This window comes from Streptomyces sp. NPDC016562 (assembly GCF_043076955.1).
Taxonomy (GTDB): Bacteria; Actinomycetota; Actinomycetes; order Streptomycetales; family Streptomycetaceae; genus Streptomyces.
This window is the reverse complement of record NZ_JBIBRZ010000002.1, coordinates 972,846-995,063: the sequence shown is the minus strand read 5'-3', so window position 1 is coordinate 995,063 and position 22,218 is coordinate 972,846. Positions and strand designations below refer to the sequence as shown.

17 protein-coding genes are annotated in these 22,218 nt (G+C 72.8%); 8 read left to right on the top strand and 9 right to left on the bottom strand.

Annotated elements, in window-relative coordinates; translation table 11 throughout:
* Positions 1-156 precede the first annotated feature (156 nt).
* Together ACF059_RS12225 and ACF059_RS12220 are read left to right on the top strand one after the other, a co-directional pair.
* The gene (locus ACF059_RS12225) at positions 157-615 is read left to right on the top strand and encodes a hypothetical protein (RefSeq protein WP_392055041.1); all 459 of its coding nucleotides are present in this window, start codon (positions 157-159) and stop codon (positions 613-615) included.
* Between the two features lie 147 nt (positions 616-762).
* On the top strand, positions 763-2,340 hold the full coding sequence (locus ACF059_RS12220; RefSeq protein ID WP_392055038.1) for an alpha/beta hydrolase: 1,578 nt from the start codon (positions 763-765) through the stop codon (positions 2,338-2,340).
* A 70-nt stretch (positions 2,341-2,410) separates the two neighbouring features.
* On the opposite strand, the gene ACF059_RS12215 is transcribed toward ACF059_RS12220, so the two are convergent.
* The 6 genes from ACF059_RS12215 to ACF059_RS12190 form a co-directional block, all read right to left on the bottom strand.
* Positions 2,411-2,824 carry a PaaI family thioesterase gene (locus tag ACF059_RS12215; RefSeq protein WP_392055035.1) on the bottom strand — a complete coding sequence of 138 codons (414 nt, stop codon included), beginning with the start codon at positions 2,822-2,824 and terminating at the stop codon, positions 2,411-2,413.
* A 58-nt stretch (positions 2,825-2,882) separates the two neighbouring features.
* Complete coding sequence (locus ACF059_RS12210) at positions 2,883-4,916, bottom strand: FAD-dependent oxidoreductase (protein WP_392055032.1); 2,034 nt, start codon at positions 4,914-4,916, stop codon at positions 2,883-2,885.
* A gap of 187 nt (positions 4,917-5,103) precedes the next feature.
* The gene (locus ACF059_RS12205) at positions 5,104-8,127 is read right to left on the bottom strand and encodes an alpha-mannosidase (protein WP_392055029.1); all 3,024 of its coding nucleotides are present in this window, start codon (positions 8,125-8,127) and stop codon (positions 5,104-5,106) included.
* Positions 8,128-8,182: 55 nt separating this feature from the next.
* Positions 8,183-8,953: a carbohydrate ABC transporter permease gene (locus ACF059_RS12200; protein WP_392056643.1), complete on the bottom strand. Its 771-nt coding sequence runs from the start codon at positions 8,951-8,953 to the stop codon at positions 8,183-8,185.
* Between the two features lie 47 nt (positions 8,954-9,000).
* Positions 9,001-10,014, bottom strand: a complete 1,014-nt coding sequence (locus tag ACF059_RS12195; RefSeq protein WP_392055026.1) for a carbohydrate ABC transporter permease — start codon at positions 10,012-10,014, stop codon at positions 9,001-9,003.
* Positions 10,011-11,345: an ABC transporter substrate-binding protein gene (locus ACF059_RS12190; protein ID WP_392055023.1), complete on the bottom strand. Its 1,335-nt coding sequence runs from the start codon at positions 11,343-11,345 to the stop codon at positions 10,011-10,013. The genes ACF059_RS12195 and ACF059_RS12190 overlap by 4 nt, the downstream gene beginning before the upstream one ends.
* 428 nt (positions 11,346-11,773) lie before the next feature.
* On the opposite strand from ACF059_RS12190, the gene ACF059_RS12185 reads away from it, so the two are divergent.
* Positions 11,774-12,466 (top strand): hypothetical protein, encoded by a 693-nt coding sequence (locus ACF059_RS12185; RefSeq protein ID WP_392055020.1) that lies wholly within the window; start codon positions 11,774-11,776, stop codon positions 12,464-12,466.
* 12 nt (positions 12,467-12,478) lie between these two features.
* On the opposite strand, the gene ACF059_RS12180 is transcribed toward ACF059_RS12185, so the two are convergent.
* Positions 12,479-12,844, bottom strand: coding sequence for a hypothetical protein (locus tag ACF059_RS12180; protein ID WP_392055017.1), 366 nt, complete (start codon positions 12,842-12,844; stop codon positions 12,479-12,481).
* Between the two features lie 190 nt (positions 12,845-13,034).
* Between ACF059_RS12180 and ACF059_RS12175 the strand changes: the two genes are divergently transcribed.
* Positions 13,035-13,505, top strand: a complete 471-nt coding sequence (locus ACF059_RS12175; protein WP_361951288.1) for a universal stress protein — start codon at positions 13,035-13,037, stop codon at positions 13,503-13,505.
* Positions 13,506-13,573: 68 nt separating this feature from the next.
* Here ACF059_RS12175 and ACF059_RS12170 read toward each other — a convergent pair whose 3' ends face one another.
* A complete protein-coding gene (locus ACF059_RS12170; protein ID WP_392055014.1) occupies positions 13,574-14,500 on the bottom strand; it encodes a serine/threonine dehydratase in 927 nt (308 codons plus the stop codon).
* 80 nt (positions 14,501-14,580) lie between these two features.
* The gene (locus ACF059_RS12165; protein WP_392055011.1) at positions 14,581-15,234 is read right to left on the bottom strand and encodes a TetR/AcrR family transcriptional regulator; all 654 of its coding nucleotides are present in this window, start codon (positions 15,232-15,234) and stop codon (positions 14,581-14,583) included.
* Positions 15,235-15,402: 168 nt separating this feature from the next.
* Between ACF059_RS12165 and ACF059_RS12160 the strand changes: the two genes are divergently transcribed.
* The 4 genes from ACF059_RS12160 (at position 15,403) to ACF059_RS12145 (ending at position 22,206) form a co-directional block, all read left to right on the top strand.
* Entirely contained in the window at positions 15,403-17,094 is a 1,692-nt protein-coding gene (locus ACF059_RS12160) for a ricin-type beta-trefoil lectin domain protein (RefSeq protein WP_392055008.1), read from the top strand.
* Positions 17,095-17,231: 137 nt separating this feature from the next.
* Positions 17,232-19,514, top strand: coding sequence for an alpha-N-acetylglucosaminidase (locus ACF059_RS12155; RefSeq protein ID WP_392055005.1), 2,283 nt, complete (start codon positions 17,232-17,234; stop codon positions 19,512-19,514).
* A complete protein-coding gene (locus ACF059_RS12150) occupies positions 19,511-21,145 on the top strand; it encodes a molybdopterin-dependent oxidoreductase (protein WP_392055002.1) in 1,635 nt (544 codons plus the stop codon). The genes ACF059_RS12155 and ACF059_RS12150 overlap by 4 nt, the downstream gene beginning before the upstream one ends.
* Complete coding sequence (locus ACF059_RS12145) at positions 21,136-22,206, top strand: alpha/beta hydrolase (RefSeq protein WP_392054999.1); 1,071 nt, start codon at positions 21,136-21,138, stop codon at positions 22,204-22,206. Before ACF059_RS12150 ends, ACF059_RS12145 begins: the two co-directional genes overlap by 10 nt.
* Positions 22,207-22,218: the final 12 nt, after the last annotated feature.

The window sequence follows — 22,218 nt, the reverse complement described above, 5'->3', positions numbered from 1 at the left end:
GGTGCGCCTCCCCGCACACGGTAAATAAGGCGAAGGCGGCCTCCTCGACCGCGGGGGGGGGGGGGCCGCCCCCCCCCCCCCCCGGGGGGGCCGGGCCCCCCCCCCCCCCCCGCCCCCCACGACCGCGCCGGACCCCGATCAGCCCGTGAGGTCGCCATGCCGCTCCCCTACCGCCGCACCTCCCCCACCCGCCGGTTCCGCACGTCCCTGCCCGCCGCCGTCGCGGTGTGCGCCGTCGCCCTGCTGTGCGGCGGCTGCGCCGGAGCGCGGGCCGAGGAGCCGCCCGGCACCTCCATCGAGGAGATCGCCGCCGCCCTCGGCTGCACCCCCGAAGTCAGCGTCGACGCCGAGGAGTTGCGTCAGGGCGGCTGCGGGACCGGGGAGGGCGCGTACCGCATCGTCACCTTCGCCGACGACCGGGGCCTGCGCTCCTGGCTGACCGAGGCCCGGATGTACGGCGGCACCTATCTCGTCGGGGACCGGTGGGTGGTCACCGCCGGGACGGCGCAGGCCCTGACGCCGCTGCGGGACCGGCTCGGCGGCGCCGTCGAGACCGGTTCCCAGCACGGCGAGCACCCGGTCCCCCACGGCCACCACTCGCCCTCGGGGTCATGACCGCCGTGTAACTGCGGCGTGTCGGCCACTTGTCCGGTTATCGGCTCATTCGTGAGGAGCAGCAGGCACGACCCTTCGGGATGATTCGCCCCCGCCCGCCATGCAACAGGGTGGACACGTAAGCGAATTGACCGAAAGGAAGGCTTCGTGCGCCTGACACGCTCCGCGCCGCTGCTGGCCGCCGCCGGACTCATGGCGGCCACCGTGCCGTTGCTGACCGCGACGCAGGTCTCCGCCGCCCCGGCCGCGGACCACCTGCGGCAGAAACCGGCTTGGCAGCGCTGCAGTCCCGAACAGCCGGCCTCGTACGAATGCGCCACGCTCAAGGTCCCGCTGGACTACCGGCGCCCCGACGGGCCCACCCTCGACCTCGCCATATCCCGGATGAAGAGCGAGAACCCGGCCAAGCGCCACGGCGTCATGCTCCTCAACCCCGGTGGCCCGGGCGGTGGCGGGCTCGACCTGCCGCTGCTGATGAACGAATCGCTGCCCAAGGACGTGCGCGAGCAGTACGACCTCATCGGCTTCGACCCGCGCGGGGTCGGCCGCAGCAGCCCGATCACCTGCGGCCTCAATGCGACGGAGCAGAACTTCGAGCGGCCGTACCGTCCGGAGACCTACGCCTCCGACGTGGCGTGGGCGCAGACCGTCGCCGACAAGTGCCGCGAGAAGGCCGGTGCGGTGCTGCCGTACATCACCACCCGCAACACGGCGCGCGACATGGACACGGTCCGCGCGGTGCTGGGCGAGCGCAAGCTCTCGTACCTGGGGTACTCGTACGGGACCTACCTCGGCGCGGTGTACTCGCAGATGTTCCCCGAGCGCACGGACCGCTTCGTGCTCGACAGTGCCGTGGATCCGAAGCGGGTCTGGCGCGGGATGATCCAGGTGTGGGCCGAGGAGGGCGAGCCCGCCTTCGCGCGCTGGACGCAGTGGGCGGCGGAGCGGTCGGCCGAGTACGGCCTGGGTGACAGCCCGAAGGCGGTGTCCGACACCTTCTGGGGGCTGGTGGCGCGCGCCGACCGGGAGCCGATCGACTTCCAGGGGGTGAAGCTGACGGGCGACGCCATCCGCACGGCGCGGCCGTACTTCTTCTACCCGGCGCAGGCCTCCGGGCTCGTCACGGCGCTGAAGGCCGCGGCCGAGGGCAAGCCGCTGCCCGCGGGCGCCGACGCCACGGAGCTGAAGAAGATGCTCAGGGGCGGGGGCGAGGAGCCCGCCTCGGACAACGGCACGGCCGTGTTCTGGGCCGTGCTGTGCGGGGACACGGGCACGTGGCCGCGCTACACCGAGCAGTACGAGCGGGACGCGGCCAGGGACAAGGCCAAGTACCCGCTGTACGGGGACTTCGCGTCCAACATCAAGCCGTGCGCCTTCTGGCAGCGGCCGGTGGAGGCCGCCACGCCGATGCGGACCCGGGCGAACGTGCTGACCGTGCAGAACGAGTGGGATTCGCAGACCCCGCTGAGCAGCGGGCAGGGCCTGCACCGGGCGCTCAAGGGCTCGCGGATGGTGCTGGCCGCCGGGGGTGAGGGGCACGGCGTGTACGTCTTCGACCCCGGCTCCTGCGCCAACGCGACGGTCGACGCCTACCTGACCACGGGTGTGCTGCCCGACCAGGACGTGACCTGCCGGAACCCGCAGCCGCCGGCCGCGGCGGAGCGGGGCGGGTCCGCGGCCCCCTCGGGCCGGCTGCCCTTCCCGGGCGGGCCGGGCCGGTTCTGAGCCGGCCGGCCTGAGACGGGGCCCCGGCGGTCGGTCTGACCGCCGGGGCCCCGTACCGCGCGGCTCGGCCTCAGCCCAGCAGGGCGTAGACGGTGGAGGCGGTGGCGGCCGGCTCCGCCGCGCCCTCGGGGGTCAGGGTGATGTCGGCGAAGGCCATCCGCTTGCCGAGCTTGGTGACCCGTACGTGAACGAGCACGTCGGCGTCGACGACCGGCCGCTGGAAGCTCGTCGACTGCTGGACGGTGGTCATGGGCCCGTACCCGCCGCGCGCGGCGGAGATCGCGATGACGGTGGCGGTGTCGGCGGCCGCCATCATGGCCTGCCCGGACAGGCCGCCGCCGTCCCGGGCCAGTTCCCCGGACCAGGGCAGCCGCAGTACGGCGTGCCGCTCGCCCGTCTCCTGGACGGTGAGGCCGAGGGCGAGCACCCAGGGGGCGAAGTGGTCGGCGAGGATCTTGTCTGCGTCTGCGGGTGAGAACGTCACCGGGAGATTGTGGCGGCCCGGGCGGGCCGCCACAATCCCCTTCGATCACGGATCCCGGTCAGAGGGTGGCGGCCAGCTCCGTGCCCTGCCGGATGGCCCGCTTGGCGTCGAGCTCGGCGGCCACGTCGGCGCCGCCGATCAGGTGGGCCTCGACGCCGGCCGCGCGCAGGGCCTCGTAGAGGTCGCGGCGCGGCTCCTGGCCGGTGCACAGCACCACGGTGTCGGCCGGTACGAGGCGCTGCTCGCCGCCGACGGTGATGTGCAGGCCCTCGTCGTCGATGCGGTCGTACGTGGCGCCCGCGACGGACACGACGCCGCGGTGCTTCATCTCGGCGCGGTGGATCCAGCCGGTGGTGGTGCCGAGGCCGGCGCCGACCTTGGTGGGCTTGCGCTGGAGCAGGTGGACCTGGCGCGGCGACGCGGGGCGGGACGCCTCGGTCAGGCCGCCGGGCCCGGTGTAGGCGGTGTCGACGCCCCAGTGGCGGAAGTAGACGTCGGGGTCCTGGGAGGCGCCCTCGCCGCTGTCGGTGAGGTACTCGGCGACGTCGAAGCCGATGCCGCCGGCGCCGACGACGGCAACGCGCTCGCCGACGGGGGCGCCGTCGCGCAGCACGTCGAGATAGCTGACGACGTGGGGGTGGTCCACGCCCTCGATGTCGGGGGTGCGGGGGGTGACGCCGGTGGCGACGACGACCTCGTCGTAGCCCTGGAGGGTGTCCACGTCGGCGCGGGTGTTCAGGCGGACGTCCACGCCGCTCTCCACGAGCTGGGTGCCGTAGTAGCGGATGGTCTCCTCGAACTCCTCCTTGCCGGGGATGCGGCGGGCGATGTCGAGCTGGCCGCCGATGTGGCCGGAGGCCTCGAAGAGGGTGACGGCGTGGCCGCGTCCGGCGGCGGAGACGGCGCAGGCGAGGCCGGCCGGGCCGGCGCCGACGACGGCGATGCGCTTCTTCAACTGGGTGGCGGACAGGACGAGTTCGGTCTCGTGGCAGGCGCGCGGGTTGACCAGGCAGCTGGTGATCTTGCCGCTGAAGGTGTGGTCCAGGCAGGCCTGGTTGCAGCCGATGCAGGTGTTGATGGTCTCGGAGCGGCCCGCGGCTGCCTTGGCGACGAAGTCGGCGTCGGCGAGGAAGGGGCGGGCCAGCGACACCAGGTCGGCGCGGCCGTCGGCGAGCAGTTCCTCGGCGATCTCCGGGGTGTTGATGCGGTTGCTGGTGACGAGGGGGATGCTCACCGCGCCCATCAGGCGCTTGGTGACCCAGGTGTAGGCGCCGCGCGGAACGGAGGTGGCGATGGTGGGGATGCGGGCCTCGTGCCAGCCGATGCCGGTGTTGATGATGGTGGCGCCGGCCGCCTCGATCTCCTTGGCGAGGTGGACGACCTCGTCGAGGGTGGAGCCGCCGGGGATGAGGTCGAGCATGGAGAGGCGGTAGATGAGGATGAAGTCGTCCCCGACGGCCTCGCGGGTGCGCCGGACGATCTCCAGCGGGAAGCGGACGCGGTTCTCGTACGCGCCGCCCCAGCGGTCGGTGCGCCGGTTGGTGGCGGCGGCGATGAACTCGTTGATCAGGTAGCCCTCGGAGCCCATGATCTCGACGCCGTCGTAGCCCGCGAGCTGGGCGAGGCGGGCGGCGCGGACGAAGTCCTCGACCGTGCGCTCGACCTCGGTGTCGGTGAGCTCGTTCGGTACGAAGGGGCTGATGGGGGCCTGGAGGGCGCTGGGGGCGACGAGGTCCTTGTGGTAGGCGTAGCGGCCGAAGTGGAGGATCTGCATCGCGATCTTCCCGCCCTCGGCGTGCACCGCCTCGGTGATCACCCGGTGCTCGGCGGCCTCGTCCTCGGTGGTGAGGCGGGAGCCGCCCTCGAAGGGCCGGCCCGCGTCGTTGGGGGCGATGCCTCCGGTGACGATGAGCCCGGCGCCGCCGCGGGCGCGCTCGGCGTAGAAGGCGGCGAGGCGCTCGAAGCCGCCCTCGTGCTCTTCGAGGCCGGTGTGCATGGAGCCCATGATCACGCGGTTGGGCAGGGTGGTGAAACCGAGGTCCAGGGGGCTCAGCAGGTGCGGGTAGCGGCTCTGGGAACTCTGCGGACTCATCGGGGTGTGCCTCCTCGCGCGGGGTGATGAACCTGTTCTAGCGAGGGAGGCCCTGTTTTGCAACTAGGTGCAAAACCAGGCGGGGCCCGCCTCCCCGGATTCCCGGGGGAGGCGGGCCCTCCTTGTGGTGGAGTTCACGCCCGCCTCCGTCGCCGTGGGGCCGGGGGCGGGGGCGCGGCCGGTGCCGTCAGGCGCGGTGGAGGCGGACGGTGAGGATCTGGAACGGGCGCAGGGTGAGCTGGACCGTGCCGTCGGCCGCCGGGGTGGCGACGGCGGACCCCTCCAGGGGGCGTTCCAGCAGGTCGCTCTCGACCGCCGCCGTGATCGGGAAGTCCGCCGTGAGGGTGGCCGTGGCGCGGCCCCCGAGGGATTCGTAGAGGCGCACGACGACGTCGCCGCCGCGGTCCTCGGCGAGCTTGACGGACTCGACGACGACCGCCTCGTTGTCCACCACCAGCAGCGGGGCGACCGGGGCCGCGCCGGTCAGGGTGCGCTCCGGCAGGTTCAGGGCGTGGCCCTCGCGGACCGCGTCCGCGATCTCCGCGCCCGGCGCGAGGCAGTAGCGCAGGGTGTGGTGGCCCTGGTCGGTCTCCGGGTCGGGGTAGCGCGGGGCCCGCAGGAGGGACAGGCGGACGGTGGTCGTCTGGCCGCCGTCGGCCCGTACGTCGCGGGTCACGTCGTGTCCGTACGTGGAGTCGTTGAGCAGCGCGACGCCCCAGCCGGGCTCCTGGGCGTGGATCCAGCGGTGGGCGCAGATCTCGAACTTCGCCGCCTCCCACGAGGTGTTCGTGTGCGTGGCGCGGAAGACGTGCCCGAACTGCGTCTCGGAGGCGGTTCGTTCGGCCTTCACGTCCAGCGGGAAGGCGGCCTTGAGGAACTTCTCCGTCTCGTGCCAGTCCACCTCCGTGACGATGTCGACGGTCTTGGCCCCGGCCCGCAGGGTGAGGGACTGGACCGCCTTGGAGGCACCGAAGGAGCGGGTGACCCGGACGGTGACGGCCGCGGGACCGCTCTCGGCGAGCTCCAGGCGGTCCAGGTCCACGAGGTCCGTGACCCGGTGGCGGTAGAACTCGTCGACGTCCCAGGCGTCCCACATGTTGGGGTGGTCGGGATGGATCTGCAGGAGGTTCGCCGCGCCCCCCGGTGCGATCGACTCCCGGCGGCCCTCCAGGTCGTAGGCGCGCACGATCAGGCCGCGGTCGTCGATCTCCACCCGCAGCCGGCCGTTGGCCAGGACGTACCCGCCGCCGCGCCGCTCCTCGACCGTGACGGGCCGCCCCGGCTCGGCCGGGCGTCCCGCGCCGCCCGCGGGGACGCCGCGCCGGGCGTGCGGGGCGCAGTTGAAGACCAGTTCCTCGCTGCCCTCCCCCGCGAGGGCCCGCTGCGCGGCGAGGATGATGCCCTGGAGCTCCTCGCGCACCCGCGCGTACGTCTCGCGCGCCTCGCGGTGCACCCAGGCGATGGAGGAGCCCGGCAGGATGTCGTGGAACTGGTGCAGCAGCACCGTCTTCCAGATGCGCTCCAGGTCCGCGAACGGGTAGGCGAAGCCCGGGACGCGCACGGCGGCCGTCGCCGCCCACAACTCCGCCTCGCGCAGCAGCGATTCGCTGCGGCGGTTGCCCTGCTTCGTCTTGGCCTGGGAGGTGTAGGTGCCGCGGTGCAGCTCCAGGTAGAGCTCGCCGGCCCAGACGGGCGCGTCCTCGTACTCGGCGTGGGCCTTCTCGAAGAAGGCGTCGGGCCGCTCGATCTCCACCCGCGGGGAGCCCTCCAGGTCCCGCTGCCGCCTGGCGCGGGCGAGGTGCTCGCGGGTGGGGCCGCCACCGCCGTCGCCCCAGCCGAAGGGGACCAACGAGCGCGAACCACGCCCCTTGTCACGGTAGTTGCGGGCAGCGTGAGCCATCTGCGCCCCGCCCAGATCGGAGTTGTACGTGTCCACGGGCGGGAAGTGCGTGAAGACGCGGCTGCCGTCGATGCCCTCCCACCAGAAGGTGTGGTGGGGAAACGCGTTGACCTGGGACCAGCAGATCTTCTGGGTCAGGAACCACCGGGAGCCGGAGAGCTTGACGATCTGGGGCATCGCGGCGGTGTAACCGAAGGAGTCGGGCAGCCACACGTTGTGCGTCTCGATGCCGAACTCGTCGAGGAAGAACTTCTTGCCGTAGAGGAACTGGCGGACCATGGCCTCGCCCCCGACCATGTTGGTGTCGGACTCCACCCACATGCCGCCGACGGGCACGAACTGCCCGTCCACGATCTTCTTCTTGACGCGCTCGAAGAGCCCGGGCCGGTGGGTCTTGATCCAGTCGAGCTGCTGTGCCTGCGACATCGCGAAGACGAACTCGGGATGCCGGTCCATCAGGTCGACCACGTTGGACGCCGTACGGGAGACCTTGCGCACCGTCTCGCGCAGCGGCCACAGCCACGCCGAGTCGATGTGGGCGTGGCCGACCGCGCTGATCCGGTGGGCGGAGGCGTGGGCAGGGGCGCGGAGCACCCCGGCGAGGCGTTCGCGGGCGGCGGCCGCCGTGCCGGGGACGTCGGTCAGGTCCAGGTCGTCCAGGGCGGATTCGAGGGCGCGCAGGATCTCGTAGCGCCGGGCGTCCTCGGTGGGGAGCTGCGTCATCAGGCCGTAGAGCACTTCGAGGTCCTGGACCAGCTCCCAGACCTCGGCCTCGAAGACGGTGAGGTCCATCCGGGCGAGCCGGTAGAGGGGCTGGTCGCCGCTGGTCCACCTGTCGCCCTCGTACGTGGGCACGTGGTCGACCAGGACCGGATTGGAGGCGGCCTCGACGTACCAGTGGACCTGCTCGCCGCCCTCGGCCCGGTCGGCCACGCGCACCCAGTCGTTGTACGGGTTCAGCGCCTTGATCTCGCTGCCGTCGGCCCGGTGGACCAGGCCCTCGCACTGGAAGCCCGGCATCATCCGGTCGAAACCGAGGTCGAGGACCGCCTCCACCGTGCGGCCGGCCCACTGCGCGGGGACGGTGCCGGTGACCTTGAACCAGGTGGTGCCCCAGGCCGGGCCCCACGCGTCGCCGATCGCGCAGGGCTCGTACGTCGCGGCCAGGCCCTCGGCCACGGGGACGGGTTCGTCCGGAGCCTGCCAGCGCTCGACGGTCAGCGGGACGGGACGGGAGTGCACGGCGGGCTTGATGCGCTCCTGGAGGACCCGGCGCAGGCGGTGTTCGGTGATGCTGCGGTCATCGTGCATGACGGCTGCTCCTGAGGAGGGGTGGTCGGTACAGGTGAGGTCGTAGCGCGGCGGCTCAGGTCTTGACGGCTCCCTCGCCCACGCCCTTGAAGAAGAAACGCTGGAGGGCGAAGAAGAGGAGCATCATCGGGAGGAGCGCGGCCATCGCGCCCGCCGCGATGAGCCGCTGGTCGTTGACGGTGGTGGCGCCCGCCAGCGTCTTCAGGCCCAGCTGCAGGGTGTAGTGGTCGCTGTCGGTGAGGACCAGCAGGGGCCAGAGGAAGTCGTCCCAGGCGCCCATGAAGCTGGTGATGCAGACGACGGCCAGGGCGCCCTTGACGGCGGGCAGGAACACCCGGGTGAAGCGGGTCCACTCGCCCGCACCGTCCAGGACCGCGGCCTCCTCGACCTCCTTCGGCACGGCCAGGAAGGCCGCCCGCATGATCATGATGTTGAGCACGGAGACCGCGCCCGGCAGCCAGACGCCGATGAGGGTGTCGACCAGGCCCATCTCGCGGACCGTGAGGAACATCGAGATCATCACGGATTCGAAGGGGAACATCAGGGTCGCCACCAGCACGGTGAACACCACCTGACGGCCCTTCCACGCGGCCCGGGACAGGGCGTATCCGCCCATCGCCGAGAAGAGCAGGTTCGAGGTGACCGCGAGCGCGGCGACGGTGAGGGTGTTGCCGACGTACTGGAGCAGGGGGAAGGAGTCGGCGACCCGGGCGTAGTTGTCCAGGGTCGGCTGCGAGGGGAGCACGCCGTCGTACACGTTCTCGGTGCGGCCCCGGATCGAGGTCAGGAACTGCCAGACGATCGGGCCGAGCATGACCACGAGCATCGTGGTCAGCGTCGCGTACCGGCCTGCCAGGCCGAGCCAGGGGCGCCTCACCGCTCGTCTCCCTTCGACAGACGACGGCCCAGCAGGCTGAAGACCAGCGTCAGGAGGAACAGCAGGATGGAGATCGCGGAGGCGTAGCCGGTCTCGCCCGAGAAGCCGAGGCCGACCTGCCGGATGAGGAAGGGCAGCGTGCGGGCGCCGCCGCCCGGTCCGCCGCTCTCGCCTCCGAGGATGTAGATCTCGGTGAAGACGCGCAGGGCCGAGATGGCGGAGAGGGTCCCGACCAGCAGCATCATCGGCTTCACCTGCGGCACGGTGATGCTGAAGAAGCGGCGGACGGGACCGGCGCCGTCGATCGCGGCCGCCTCGTAGAGGGAGACGGGGACGTTCCCGAGGGCCGCCAGGTAGAAGACCATGTAGTAGCCGAGGCCCTTCCACACGGTGACGATCATGGCGGAGACCAGCAGCATCGTGCTGTCCGTGAGGAACGGGACCGGCTCCGAAATGACGTGCAGCTTCTGGAAGACGGTGTTCACCAGGCCGTCGCTGCGCAGCACCCACTGCCACATCAGTCCGACGACCACGGCCGAGGCGATCACGGGCGTGTAGAAGGCGGAGCGGAAGAACCCGATGCCGGGGACCTTGGTCTGGACGAGGACCGCGAGGGCCAGCGGCAGGAGGACCAGGCACGGTACGACGACCGCGAGGTAGGCGACGCTGTTGCCGGTCGCGACCCAGAAGTCGGGGTCGTCGAGGGCGCGGCGGTAGTTGGCGAGGCCGACGAAGGTGCCGCCGCGCAGGATCCGGGCGTCGGTGAAGGAGAGGATGACGGTGTTGACGAACGGCCAGAGGCTGAACAGCGTCACCATCGCCAGCGCCGGGGCGAGGAAGAGGTACGGGGTCCACCACGCGCGGTGGCGCAGTCCCGTCTCGGCCTCCATGGCCCGCAGGGACGCCCTGCGGCGCCGCTTCTCGCGGCGGCTCCGGGATGGTGGTGCGGCGGTGGTGGTGTCGGCAGGGGCGATGGCGGGGCCGGCGGCGGGGGCGCGGAGGCCGGTCACTTCGCCGCCGCGTCGGACAGGAGCTTGTTCGCCGCCTCCTGGGCCTTCTTCACCGCCGTCCGGGGGTCCTGCTCGCCGGTGATGGCCTTCTGCACCTCCCGTACGACGGCGTCACCGACCTGGTTGGTCCACTGGACGGGGGTGTTGGCGTCGAGCGCGGCGGTCTTCAGCTGCTCGGCGCCGACCGCGCGGGCGAGGGTCTGCGCGTCCTTGCCGTCCCCCTTGTCCGCGAAGTAGGGGTCGGCGAGGCCCTGGGCGTGGGACGGGTAGATGGTGGCCTTCCGGGAGAACTCCACCTGGTTGGGGCCGTTGGTGACCCACTTCGCGAACTCGGTCGCCGCGTCGAGGTGCTTGGTGTCCTTCCTGACGCCGAGCGACTGCGCGTAGATGCCGATGTGGCCGAGCCTGCCGGTGACGGCTCCCGCGACCTGGGTCTTGGCGTAGACCTGCGGGGCGTTCTGCTTGATGTCCTTGACGAAACCCGGGGAGCCGGGGCCGAAGACGAGCTTGCCGCCGCCGTAGAGCTGGTTGATGTCGTCGGACTTGAGCAGGGACTCCTTGGGCATGGCGCCCTTGGCGTACAGGTCCTTCATCCGCTCGACCCAGGCGACGGCCCGGTCGGTGTCGAAGGTGAACCGGTCCTGCTGCGCACTGAGGATCGGGATGCCCATCTTCTGCCAGTCCCCGGGCAGCCGGCCCTTGGGGTCGGCCATGAAGGCGGAGAACTGCCCGCCGGACCGCGCGGCGATCTGCTCGGCGTAGTCGAAGAACTGCTCCACGCTGGTCGGCGGCGCGGCCGGATCCAGGCCGGCCTTCTCGAAGAGCTCTCTGTTGTACGTGAGGATCTCCGGGGTCACGTACCAGGGGTAGGCGTACACGCTGTCGCCCTTGCCGGGCAGCTTGAACTGCTCCCAGGCGCCGGGCACGTACTCCTTGGCGAGGGGGCCGTCGAGCTTGGCGACGTCGGCGAGCATGCCCCGGTCGGCGAGGAGCTGGAAGGAGTCGGTGGACAGGTTGACCACGTCCGGAAGGGCGCCGGCCTGGGCGTCGGCCACCAGCTTCTCGTTGTAGCCGTCACCGGGGACGTCCTCCCAGTTGACCTCGGCCTCGGGGTACTTCGCCTCGAAGGCGTCGATGACCGCCTGCACGTACCCGGTGAAGGTGGGCTTGAGCTGGAGGGTCCGGAAGGTGATCTGCCCGGACACCCGGCCCGTCCTCACCGCTTCCCCGGCGTCCGCGGCGCCGCCGCTCAGGCCGCACGCGGCGGTCGAGAGGAGGGCGCCGGTCACCAGCGTCGCCACAGCCGTACGGGTCACGTTCGCGTGCGTCATCGTCGCCGCCTTCACGGAAGTCCGGCCTCATTGCCGGAGGCGTGCCCACGGTCGCCGGAAAGCAAGACCTCGTCAATGAGGCACATTCGGTGGTGGCCGGGGAGGCATTGGTGCGGCATCACGCGGCAATGCCCCGCCCTCTTCGGCGATTACCGTCTCTAGGCCTTCCACCTGGACTAATGCGCTTTAGATACACGTCATCGAGGCCGATATCGAGGCGATGACGGAGTGGGCGGACCGGCGGGATGTGGCTCTTTGTCGACGGTTCGCCGGCCGTTATGCGCTAATGCGCTTTACCCGTCGACCGTTCCGGCGTTCAGACGGCGGGAGGAGGGCGTACCGGGACCCGCCCCCCGCTCCCCCACGCGATGGTCTGCTAGGTTGAACACGTTCAGTTGAACGCGTTCAGGAATGGTAGGGGGGCGGCCATGAGTGCCATCACGGTAAGCGGTGCGCGGGTCCGGCCCGCCCACAGGGCGCAGCGGGCCCTCGCGGTGGGTGCCGCCCTCGCGGCCGTGCCCTTCACGCTGTGGGGCCTGCGCGACGAGTACACGGCCGCCCTGTACCTCGTGACCGGTCCGTGCGTCGCGGCTCCCCTGTTCTTCGTGCGCCGCGCGAAGGCCTTCGTGCGCGCCTGCGTGATCGTGGGAGTGTCGCTGATCCCCTGGGGCGTGCTGGGTGTCTTCGTGGGGCTGTTCCTCTTCTGGCCGTCGGCGCTCGTCCTCCTGCTGGCCGCGATCGCGGATCCGCGCAAGCGCCCGGTCGTGGCGCGGGTGTCGGCGGCCGTCGGCGCCCTGCTGCTCGCGGGAGTCGTCGCGCTGAGCGCCTACTTCACCTGGCACTTCTACGTCGGGCCCGCGACGGCCCGGCCCCACACGTACCGGGCGCCGGTCGACCCGGGGTGGTTCCACGACGGGCTCGGGGACGCCGATCAGCGGCTGGGGCCGTACGGCGCGACGACGGTGTACGGATCGGGGTCGGGGTCGGACCGCCTTTCCTTCCTGGAGGTCCGCTTCCCCGACGACCTCTCCCAGGAACAGCGCGCAGAGCTGAAACGACAGATCGAGCAACTGCCCGGCATCACCGAGGTCGAGCTGTGCTCGGTCCGCGACTGCGGCTGACCGGCGGCGGGCCTACTTCATGGGATACGAGGCCTTCTCGGCGAGCTTGCCGTCCTTGAAGCAGAAGCGGAGCACCGTTTCCTTGCCGATCTCGCTCTCGTCGCTGGAGAGGTACCAGGCGCAGACGCTGCCCTCGGGCTCGGCCGGGCCGCCTTCCTTGAGAGCGCTCTTGACGAAGCTCTCACCCGAGGGGAGCTTGCCGCGGAGCTCGCTCTCCGGGTCGCCGATCTTCGCGGCTTCGTAGACCGCGGGGTCGGCCAGGGTCTTGTCGGCCATGTCGAGGACCTTCCCCATGCCGAAGACCAGGACCACGAGGAGACCCACGCCCAGCACCAGCGCCACCGCGCACCCGATCAGACAACCCTTGCGCTGAGCCACGCCCGTTCCTCCGTGTCGTTTCGCGTCCGGCGGCGATCGCCTGGACACCCACACCCTCGCAAGGAGCGGCCGCCGGGGGCTGTCCCCGAAAGTCGTCGGCCCCCGCAACGATCGTCGTTCGAGGCGGGGGCCCCGGGTCGGGGTATACAGGGAGGAGATCGACTCTTCGGGCGAAGTGAGAGGAATCACCGTGAGCGAGCACCCCATCGAGCCTCTGATCGTCGTCGGCGTGGACGGTTCGAACCACTCCAAGGAGGCCCTGCGCTGGGCGGTCGCGCAGGCCGGAATGGTGGGCGGCCGGGTGCACGCGGTGATGGCCTGGGAGTGGAACCGCAATCCCTTCGCCATCGCCTGGGCGCCCGAACAGGCGGCCGAGCGTGCGGCGGTGAGCGTCGAGGAGGCGGCGCGGCGCAAGCTGGCCGACACCGTCACCGCGGCCGTCGGCGCCTCGCCGGGCGTTCCGGTGTTCCGTCGCGTCGAACAGGGATCCCCGGCTCAGGTACTGGTCGACGCTTCGAAGGAGGCGGACCTGACGGTGGTCGGCACCCGCGGGTACGGCGGCTTCAAGGGCGCTTTGCTGGGCTCGGTGAGCCAGCAGGTCGTGCAGTACTGCGCCGGCACCGTCGTGGTCGTCCGCGAGGCCGAGGACGACCTGGACTGACGACCCGACGGGGCCAAGGGGGCTGAGGACGGCCGAGGGGCCGGTGGAAGGCGAGCCCTCCCCCGGGGTCAGCGCGCCAGGTCCCCGGGGTCCGTGTTCGCCCCGCAGAGGATGACGGCGACCCGCTCGCCCGGCGGCCGCGGCGCGCGGCGCAGCGCCGCGAGGGCCGTGGCCGCGCCCGCCTCGACGACGATCCGGTGCTCCTCCCACAGCGCCCGCCGGGCAGCGGTGATCGCCTCGTCGGGCACGAGGACCGACGTGACGTTCTCCTCCTGGGCGGCGGCCAGCGCGTCCGCCGAGACCCGGGTGGCCCCCAGGGAGTCGGCGGCCACGGAGTCCACGGGCACGTCCACGACCCGGCCGGCATCCAGGGCCGCGTTCAGGGCCCGGCAGTGCTCCGGCTCGGCCGCGATCACCCGTACGCCGTGCTCGCGTGCGGCGGTGGCGACCCCGGCGAACAGTCCGCCGCCGCCGACCGCGACGACCACGGTGTCCAAGCCCGGCAAGGCGGCACGGATCTCGTCGAGCAGGGTCCCGGCGCCCGCCGCGATGAGCGGGTGGTCGTAGGCGTGGCTGCTCAGGGCGCCGCTATCGGCGGCGAACTCCCGGCAGGCGGCCAGGGCTTGGGCGTACCGGTCGCCGACGAGCCGGACCTCGGCCCCGTATCCGCGCAGCCGGTCCACCTTCACCCGCGGGGCGCTCTCGGGCACGAACACGGTCGCGGGCACGGACAGCGCGCGGGCCGCCCAGGCGCAGGCGAGCCCGGCGTTGCCGCCGGAGGCGATGGTGACACCGGCGGCCGGCAGCAGGCCCGCCCGGTGGTGGGCGGCGAGGAAGTTGCGGGCCCCGCGGGCCTTGAAGGAGCCGGTGTGCTGGAGGTGTTCCAGCGCGTACCAGACTCCCTCCGCCGCGGGGACCACGGCGACGGGCCGTATGCCGCCCGCGATCCGGTCGGCGGCGGCGCGCACGGCGGCGTAGTCGAGCTGCTGTTCCATGGACGGACTGCCTTTCAGGCGGGGAACTCAAGGGGCGGGCGGACCTGCGCGCGGGCGCGCGACGGACCCGTACGGCGGGCTCAGGCGGCCGGCTCCGGCGACGGCCGGGCCGCCTCGATCAGCTGCCGCAGGGCGCCGTAGTACACCTCGTGGTCGGTCAGCGGCGGCAGTACGTCGGTCAGCGCGCCGCCGAGCACGGGGAAGCGCTCCGGATCCAGCGCGGCCAGGGCCGCCCGCGACGCGGCGGTGGCTCCGGCCGGGTCCCGGTGGTCGACGAAGGCCGCGCTGCCCAGGGTGAGCAGGTACATGCGGCGGTAGGCGGTCATCGCCTCGGCCGCGGTCATGCCCGCGGCCACGCTGTCGGCGAGGGCCGGCTCGACGAGCCGGGCCAGCAACTGCCGCCCGAGCCAGGGCCGGCCGCCACGCAGCACCAGCAGGCCGGGGTGTGCGGTGAGCAGCAGGTACAGCGCGCGGAAGCGCTGCTCGGTGGCCTCGGCCCAGTCCGTGCCGGCGGGGATCTCCGGGAGCTGCGCGGCGAGGTGCTCGGTGCACAGGTCGAGCAGCCCGGCGAGGTCGGCGCAGCGGCGCTGGACGGTGGCGTGGGAGATGCCGAGCCGGTCGGCGAGGGTGCGGAAGCTGAGGTGTTCCGGCCCGTCCTCGTCGAGGATCCGCAGGGCGGCCACGGCGATGGCCTCGGGGGTGGCCAGGTCGAGGGCGGGAGATCTCCTAGGCATGTGATACACCGTATCAGCCGCTGTCACATACGACGTATCAACTCTTTCGTGTGACACGGATTGCAGCCATATTGCTGGCGATCGGCCGACAATCAGCGACTTGCGTTGACAGTGGGTAGTCGTATCGCTGCACTGGGCGCACGACTGCCCCCTCGTCAAGGAGACTCCGTGCCGCCTCGCCTGCGCGCAACGCTCCCCTGCCTGACCGCGGCCGCCCTCTTCGCCCTCGCGCTCTCCCCCGCCCCGGTCGCGGCCGAGCCCCGGGCGACCTCGGACACCCCGCTCGCGCTCACCCCGCCCATGGGCTGGAACAACTGGGCGCACTACATGTGCGACATCGACGAGGCCAAGGTGGTCGCCAACGCCGACGCGCTCGTGTCCACCGGACTGGCCGCCAAGGGCTACGACACGGTGACCGTCGACGACTGCTGGATGACCAAGAGCCGCGACACGCAGGGCCGTCTGGTCGTCGACACGGCGAAGTTCCCGCACGGCATGGCCTGGCTCGGCGAGTACCTGCACGCCAAGGGCCTGAAGTTCGGCATCTACCAGGACGCCGGCTCCCTCACCTGTGAGAAGTACCCCGGCAGCGGAGCCCCCCAGGGCGGCGGCGCGGACCACTACGAGCAGGACGCCCGGCAGTTCGCCTCCTGGAAGGTGGACTACGTCAAGATGGACGGCTGCAACCTGTGGGTGCCGGAGGGCCGCACCAAGGAGCAGGCCTACCGTGACGCGTACAACGCCGTCGCGAACGCCCTGCGCACCAGCGGCCGGGACATGGTCCTGTCGGCCTCCGCGCCCGCCTACTTCCAGCAGGGCGAGTGGGGCGGGTCCGACTGGCACAAGGTCCTCGGCTGGGTCGGCGAGACGGGCCAGCTGTGGCGCGAGGGCCGGGACATCAAGGTGTACAACCCGGCCACGCCCGCCACCTCGCGGTGGAGTTCGGTGCTGGGCAACTACGGCTACAACCGCTGGCTCGGCCGGTACGCGGGCCCCGGCAACTGGAACGACCCCGACTTCCTGATCGCGGGCGCCCCCGGGCTCACGGCGGCGGAAAGCCGCAGCCAGGTCGCCCTCTGGGCCATGATGGCGGCCCCCTTCATCCTGTCCTCCGAGGTCTCCCAGCTGAACAAGGCCGGTCTCGCGGCCCTCGGCAACACCCGGATGATCGAGCTCGACCAGGACCCGATGGGCCGTCAGGGGGCCGTGGTCTCCTCCAACGCCACCTTCGAGATCCTGGTCCGCGACCTCGCGAACGGCGACCGCGCCGTCGCCGTGCTCAACCGCTCCGCCACCGCACGCGACATCGCCGTACCGCTCGCGGAGGTCGGGCTGCCGTCCTGCACGGTCGACGCGCAGGACCTGTGGAGCGGAGGGCGGCGCGAGCTCGCCGGCACGTTGACGGGGAAGGTGGCCGCCCACGACACGGGGGTCTGGCGTCTCACGCCGGGCGGCGGCTGCGCCACGGCCGTCCCCACCGGCCAGATCGTCGGCAACGGCGTCACGTGCGCGGACGGTGCCAACACCACGGGCGTCGGCGCGGTCGTGCTCGCGCCCTGCACCGGAGCCCCCGACCAGCGGTGGAGCCTCGGCGAGGACGAGCGCGTGCGGCTGGCCGGCGAGTGCCTGTCGGCGGGCGAGGACCGTGTGGTGGAGCTGGCCGACTGCTCGCCGCGGCCGGCGGAGCAGCCCGGGCAGAGCTGGTCGCACCGCCGCGACGGCGCCCTCGTCGAGCGGGTGAGCGGGTTGTGCCTGACGGCTCCGGCCGCGGTCGCCACCCCCGACGCCCCGGCCGAACGGCTGCGGCTGGAGCCCTGCGGCGACCACCGGGTCGACCAGACCTGGGCCCTGCCGGTCTGACGTCCGACGGCCGATGACGACGGCGGCGCGGAAGCCCACAGGAATTCGTGCGCAAGCCGATCAGGAAGTCGGCGCGGAAGCCGTGCGGAAGGTGCGGAAGCCGATGAGGACCCGTTGAGGAACCGATGAGGAAGCCCATGCAACGAAGCGGACGCCGCCGCCTGCTCGCCCGCCGCCCGGTGGCCCTGACCGCCCTTCCCGCGGCCCTGCTGGCCGTGATCTGCGCGGGGCCCGCGCCCGGGGCCACCGCCCCGGGGGCCGGCTCGCCCGCAGCGGCCGGGGCCACGGCCGTCGAGCGGCCGGGGGCGCCGCGGGCGACCTTCGACGCCGGGCCGGCGCGGGCCGCCCTGGAACGGCTGCTTCCGCGGCACGCCGGGCAGTTCACCCTGGTGCCCGAGACGGCAGGCGGCTCCGACACCTTCACCGTGTCCGGGACCGTCGGTGCGATCACCGTGCGCGGCAGCACCGGCGCCACCCTGCTCACGGGTGTCGGCTGGTACCTCCAGCACGTCGCCGGGGCCGACATCGGCTGGCCCGGCGACAGCATCGGCATGCTGCCCGACCGGCTGCCGGGCGTCCCCGCGGCGGTCACCCGCCGTGCCCAGGTCCCGCACCGGTACGCGCTCAACGACACCGACGACGGGTACTCCGGCCCGTACCGCACCTTCGAGCAGCACCAGCGGCAGATCGACCTGCTCGCCCTGCACGGCATCAACGAGGTGTTCGTGCAGGTGGGCGCGGAGTATCCGTACTACCGGGCGCTCCAGGACTTCGGCTACTCGGCCGAGGAGCTGCGGCAGTGGATCCCCGGCCCCGGACACCAGAGCTGGTGGCTGCTGCAGAACCTGAGCGGCTTCGGGGGGCCGGTGTCCGAGCGGCTGATGCGCGAGCGCGCCGAGCTGGGCGGCCGGATCGCCGAGCAGCTGCGCGGCCTCGGCATGACCCCGGTGCTGCCCGGCTTCTTCGGGACCGTGCCGCCGGAGTTCGCCGCGCGCAACCCGGGGGCGGCCACGGTGGCGCAGGGCGACTGGGCGGGCTTCGACCGCCCGGACTGGCTGGATCCCGCCTCGCCGGTGTTCGGGAGGCTGGCCGCCGCCTACTACGCGCAGCAGCGCGCGGTGTTCGGGGACAGCTCGATGTACCGGATGAGCCCGCTGCACGAGGGCGGGCAGACCGGCTCGGTCGACGTGAGCGCCGCCGCGGGCGCCATCCAGGACGCCCTGCACGCCGCCCACCCCGGCGCGCTGTGGGCGGTGCTGGGCTGGCAGGACGATCCGACGGCCGAGCTCCTCGCCGGGGTGGACACCTCGAAGCTGCTGATCCTCGACGGGCTCTCCGACCGCTACAACCGCCTCGACCGCGAGGCGCGTTGGGGCGGCACCCCGTACGCGATGGGCACCATCTACAACTTCGGCGGGCACACCACGATCGGTGCGAACACCTCGGTGTGGATCGAGCGGTTCGGCCCCTGGCGCGACAAGAGCAACAGCGCGCTCGCCGGGATCGCCTACCTGCCGGAGGCGACCGGCACCAATCCCGCCGCCTTCGACCTCTTCACCGACCTGGCCTGGGAGCCCGGACCGATCGACCAGCGCCGGTGGTTCGCCGACTTCGCGGCCCGCCGCTATGGCCGGCCGGACGCCGCGGCCGCCGCGGCCTGGGAGGAGCTGCGCAAGGGCCCGTACAGCACCTCCTCGGGGCTCTGGTCGGAGTCGCAGGACAGCCTGTTCACCGCCCGGCCGGCCCTGAGCGCGACGGGGGCGGCGTACTGGAGCCCCAAGTCGATGCGCTATCCGGCGGGTTCGGTGCGCAGGGCCCTGGACCACCTGCTGAAGGTGGATCCGCGGCTGCGCGGCTCCAGCGCCTACCGCTTCGACCTGGTGGACACCGCCCGGCAGGCCCTCGCCAACCACTCGCGGGTGCTGCTGCCGAAGATCAAGGCGGCGTACGAGACCAAGGACCTGACCCGCTTCCGGGATCTGACCGCCCAATGGCGTGACGCCGAGCGGAAGTTGGACGCGGTCACCGGAGCCGACCCGAACTTCCTCCTCGGCAGCTGGCTCGCCGGGGCCCGGTCCCGGGGCGCCGACCGGGCCGAGCAGGACCGGTACGAGTACGACGCCCGCTCGATCCTCAGCGTGTGGGGCCGCCGCAGTACCAGCGAGGGCGGCTTCCTGCACGACTACGCGAACCGCGAGTGGAGCGGCCTGATCTCGGAGTTGTACGCCCGGCGGTGGGCGCTCTACTTCGATTCGCTGGAGCAGGCGCTGGTTTCGGGGACGTCACCGCGGCCCGTCGACTGGCCCGCCTTCGAGGAGGAGTGGGCCTCGCGGACCACCCGGCACCCGAACCGGCCGAGCGGTGACCCGTACGCCCTGGCGGCCGGGATCGCCGCGGCCCTGCCCCCGGCGGCCGGATGACCCGTCCCGGCGCCGGACGCCCGCGGTTTCTGCTCGGCGCCGTCAGCGGGCTGGTCGCCGCCTGCGCCGGGCTGGCGCTGGCGGAGCTGGCCGCGGCGGCGGTACGGCCGGAGGCGGCGCCCGTCACCGCCGTGGGCGGGGCCTTCGTGGACCTGACCCCGGTGGGGCTGCGGGAGTGGGCGATCCGGCTGTTCGGCACCGCCGACAAGCTGGTGCTGGCCCTCGGCATCCTGGCGGTACTGGCCGTCGTCGCCGCCGGGGCCGGGATGCTGGCCCTGCGCCACCTGCCCGGCGGGATCGCGGTCGCGGCCGGCTTCGGGCTGGTCGGCGCCGCGGCCGCGCTCAGCCGGCCGGAGGCGTCCTGGCGCGACGCCCTGCCGTCGCTGACGGGCGCGGTGGCCGCGGGCGGTGTGCTGTACCTGCTGGTCAGGGCGGCGAACCGGCCCCGCCCGGCCGGGGCGCCGCCCAAGGGACCCTCCGGGACCCCCTCCCGGGGAGCGACCTGGGCGATGGACCGGCGCGGCTTCGGCCGGCTGGTCGCCGCGGTCCTGGCCTTCTCGGCCGCGGCCGGTGTCGCCGGGCGGCGGCTCGGCGCCCACGGCTCGGCGGGCGCGACGGCCTCCCGGGCCCGTTTCGTACTCCCCCGGCCCGCCGTGCCCGCGCCGCCGGTGCCCGCCGGGGCGGACCTGAAGGTCCCCGGGCTGTCGCCCTTCCTCACCCCGAACCGGGACTTCTACCGGGTGGACACCGCGCTGGTCGTCCCGCGCGTCGACGCGGACACCTGGCACCTGCGCATCCACGGCGAGGGGGTGACCCGGCCGCTCACGCTCGGTCTGCGGGACCTGCTGGACCGCCCGCTGGTCGAGCGCGACATCACCCTCACCTGTGTCTCCAACGAGGTCGGGGGCCCGTACGCGGGCAACGCCCGCTGGTTCGGCGTGCGCCTCGCGGACCTGCTGCGCGAAGCGGGCGTACGGCCGCCGTCCCACGGCGGCCGCGCCGACCAGCTGGTGGCGCGCTCGGTGGACGGCATGACCATCGGGACGCCCGTCGAGGCCGTCATGGACGGCCGGGACGCACTGCTGGCCGTCGGGATGAACGGCGAACCGCTGCCCTTCGCGCACGGGTTCCCGGTCCGGATGGTCGTCCCGGGCCTGTACGGGTACGTCTCCGCGTGCAAGTGGCTGACCGAGCTGCGGCTGACCACCTTCGCCGCGTACGACGCCTACTGGGTGCGCCGCTCGTGGGCGCAGCAGGCCCCCGTCAAGACCCAGTCACGGATCGACACGCCGCGCGCGCACGCCGATCTGGCGCCGGGCCGGGTGGCGGTCGCCGGGGTGGCGTGGGCGCAGCACCGGGGGATCGAGCGGGTGGAGGTACGGGTGGACGCGGGGCCGTGGCAGCAGGCGCGGCTCGCGGCGGCCGACGGGAACGACACCTGGCGGCAGTGGGTGTGGCCGTGGGAGGCGACTCCGGGCCGGCACACGCTGGAGGTGCGGGCCACGGACCGTACGGGCGCCGTCCAGACGGGCGAGCGCGCCGGAACCGTCCCCGACGGGGCGACGGGTTGGCACGCGGTCGAGGTGCGCGTGCGGCCGCTGCCCGAAGGGGCGGGGCGTCCGTGGAGCTGACCAGCGCCTCCTTCCTCGTCGCGCTGCTCGTCCTGACCGTGCTGGCCGTGCTCGGTGCACTGCTCCTGTGGAACAGGATCCCCGGCCCGGGGTGGGTGCGGTGGCCCGGGCGGCTGCTGATGATCGGGCTGTGCCAGCTCACCGCCATCTGCGTGGTGGCCACCTGGATCAACGGCAGCTACGGGCTCTACTCCTCCTGGGACGAGCTGCTGGGCACCGGCGCCGCCCGGGACGCGGGCGCGATGACCGGACCGTCGGCGGGCCGGGCCACCTTCACGCAGGGCGGGGACGGCACCCGCACCACCTACTTCCGGGGCTCGCACTCGAAACTCGCCGGGCAGGTGATCGTGTGGACTCCCCCGGAGTACGGCGCGCCGGGCGCGGAGCGGACCCGCTTCCCGGTGCTGATGCTCCTGCACGGCCACCCGGGCACGCCTCGCACCTGGATCGACCTCGGTGACGTGCCCGGCGCGGTGGCCGACCTGATGGAGCTGGGCGCGGCGCACCCCTTCATCGTGGTGATCCCGGAGATCTCCCCGGGCGGAGTGAACACCGACTGCAGCAACACCCCGCAGCGCAAGACCGCCGACTGGCTCGCGCGGGACGTGCCGGAGCTGGTCGCACGCAACTTCCGTACGCTGCCGTCCCCGCGCGGCTGGGGCCTGATGGGCGTCTCCACCGGCGGCTTCTGCGCGGCGAAGCTGCCGCTCCAGTACCCGAAGGTGTTCCGGGCGGGCGCGGCCCTGGACCCGGACCCCTTGACGGGCGACCCGCAGGTGCTGGCGGATCCGAGGCTGCGCGAGCGCAACAGCCCGATGTGGCTGGTCGGGCACGCGCGCAAGGCGGACGTGGGACTGTTCCTCGCCACGTCCGCGCAGGACAAGGACAGTCCACCCAGGCAGCTGGCGGCCTTCGCCGCGGCCGCCGCCGCGGCGAACACCGGCGTCCGCGTCAAGACGCTGATCCGCCCGGCCGGCGGCCACAACTTCCGGACCTGGACCGGCATGTACCCGGACGCGCTGGGCTGGCTGAGCACGGAGCTGGCGCCGCCGGGGGCCTAGGTGGTGTCCGGT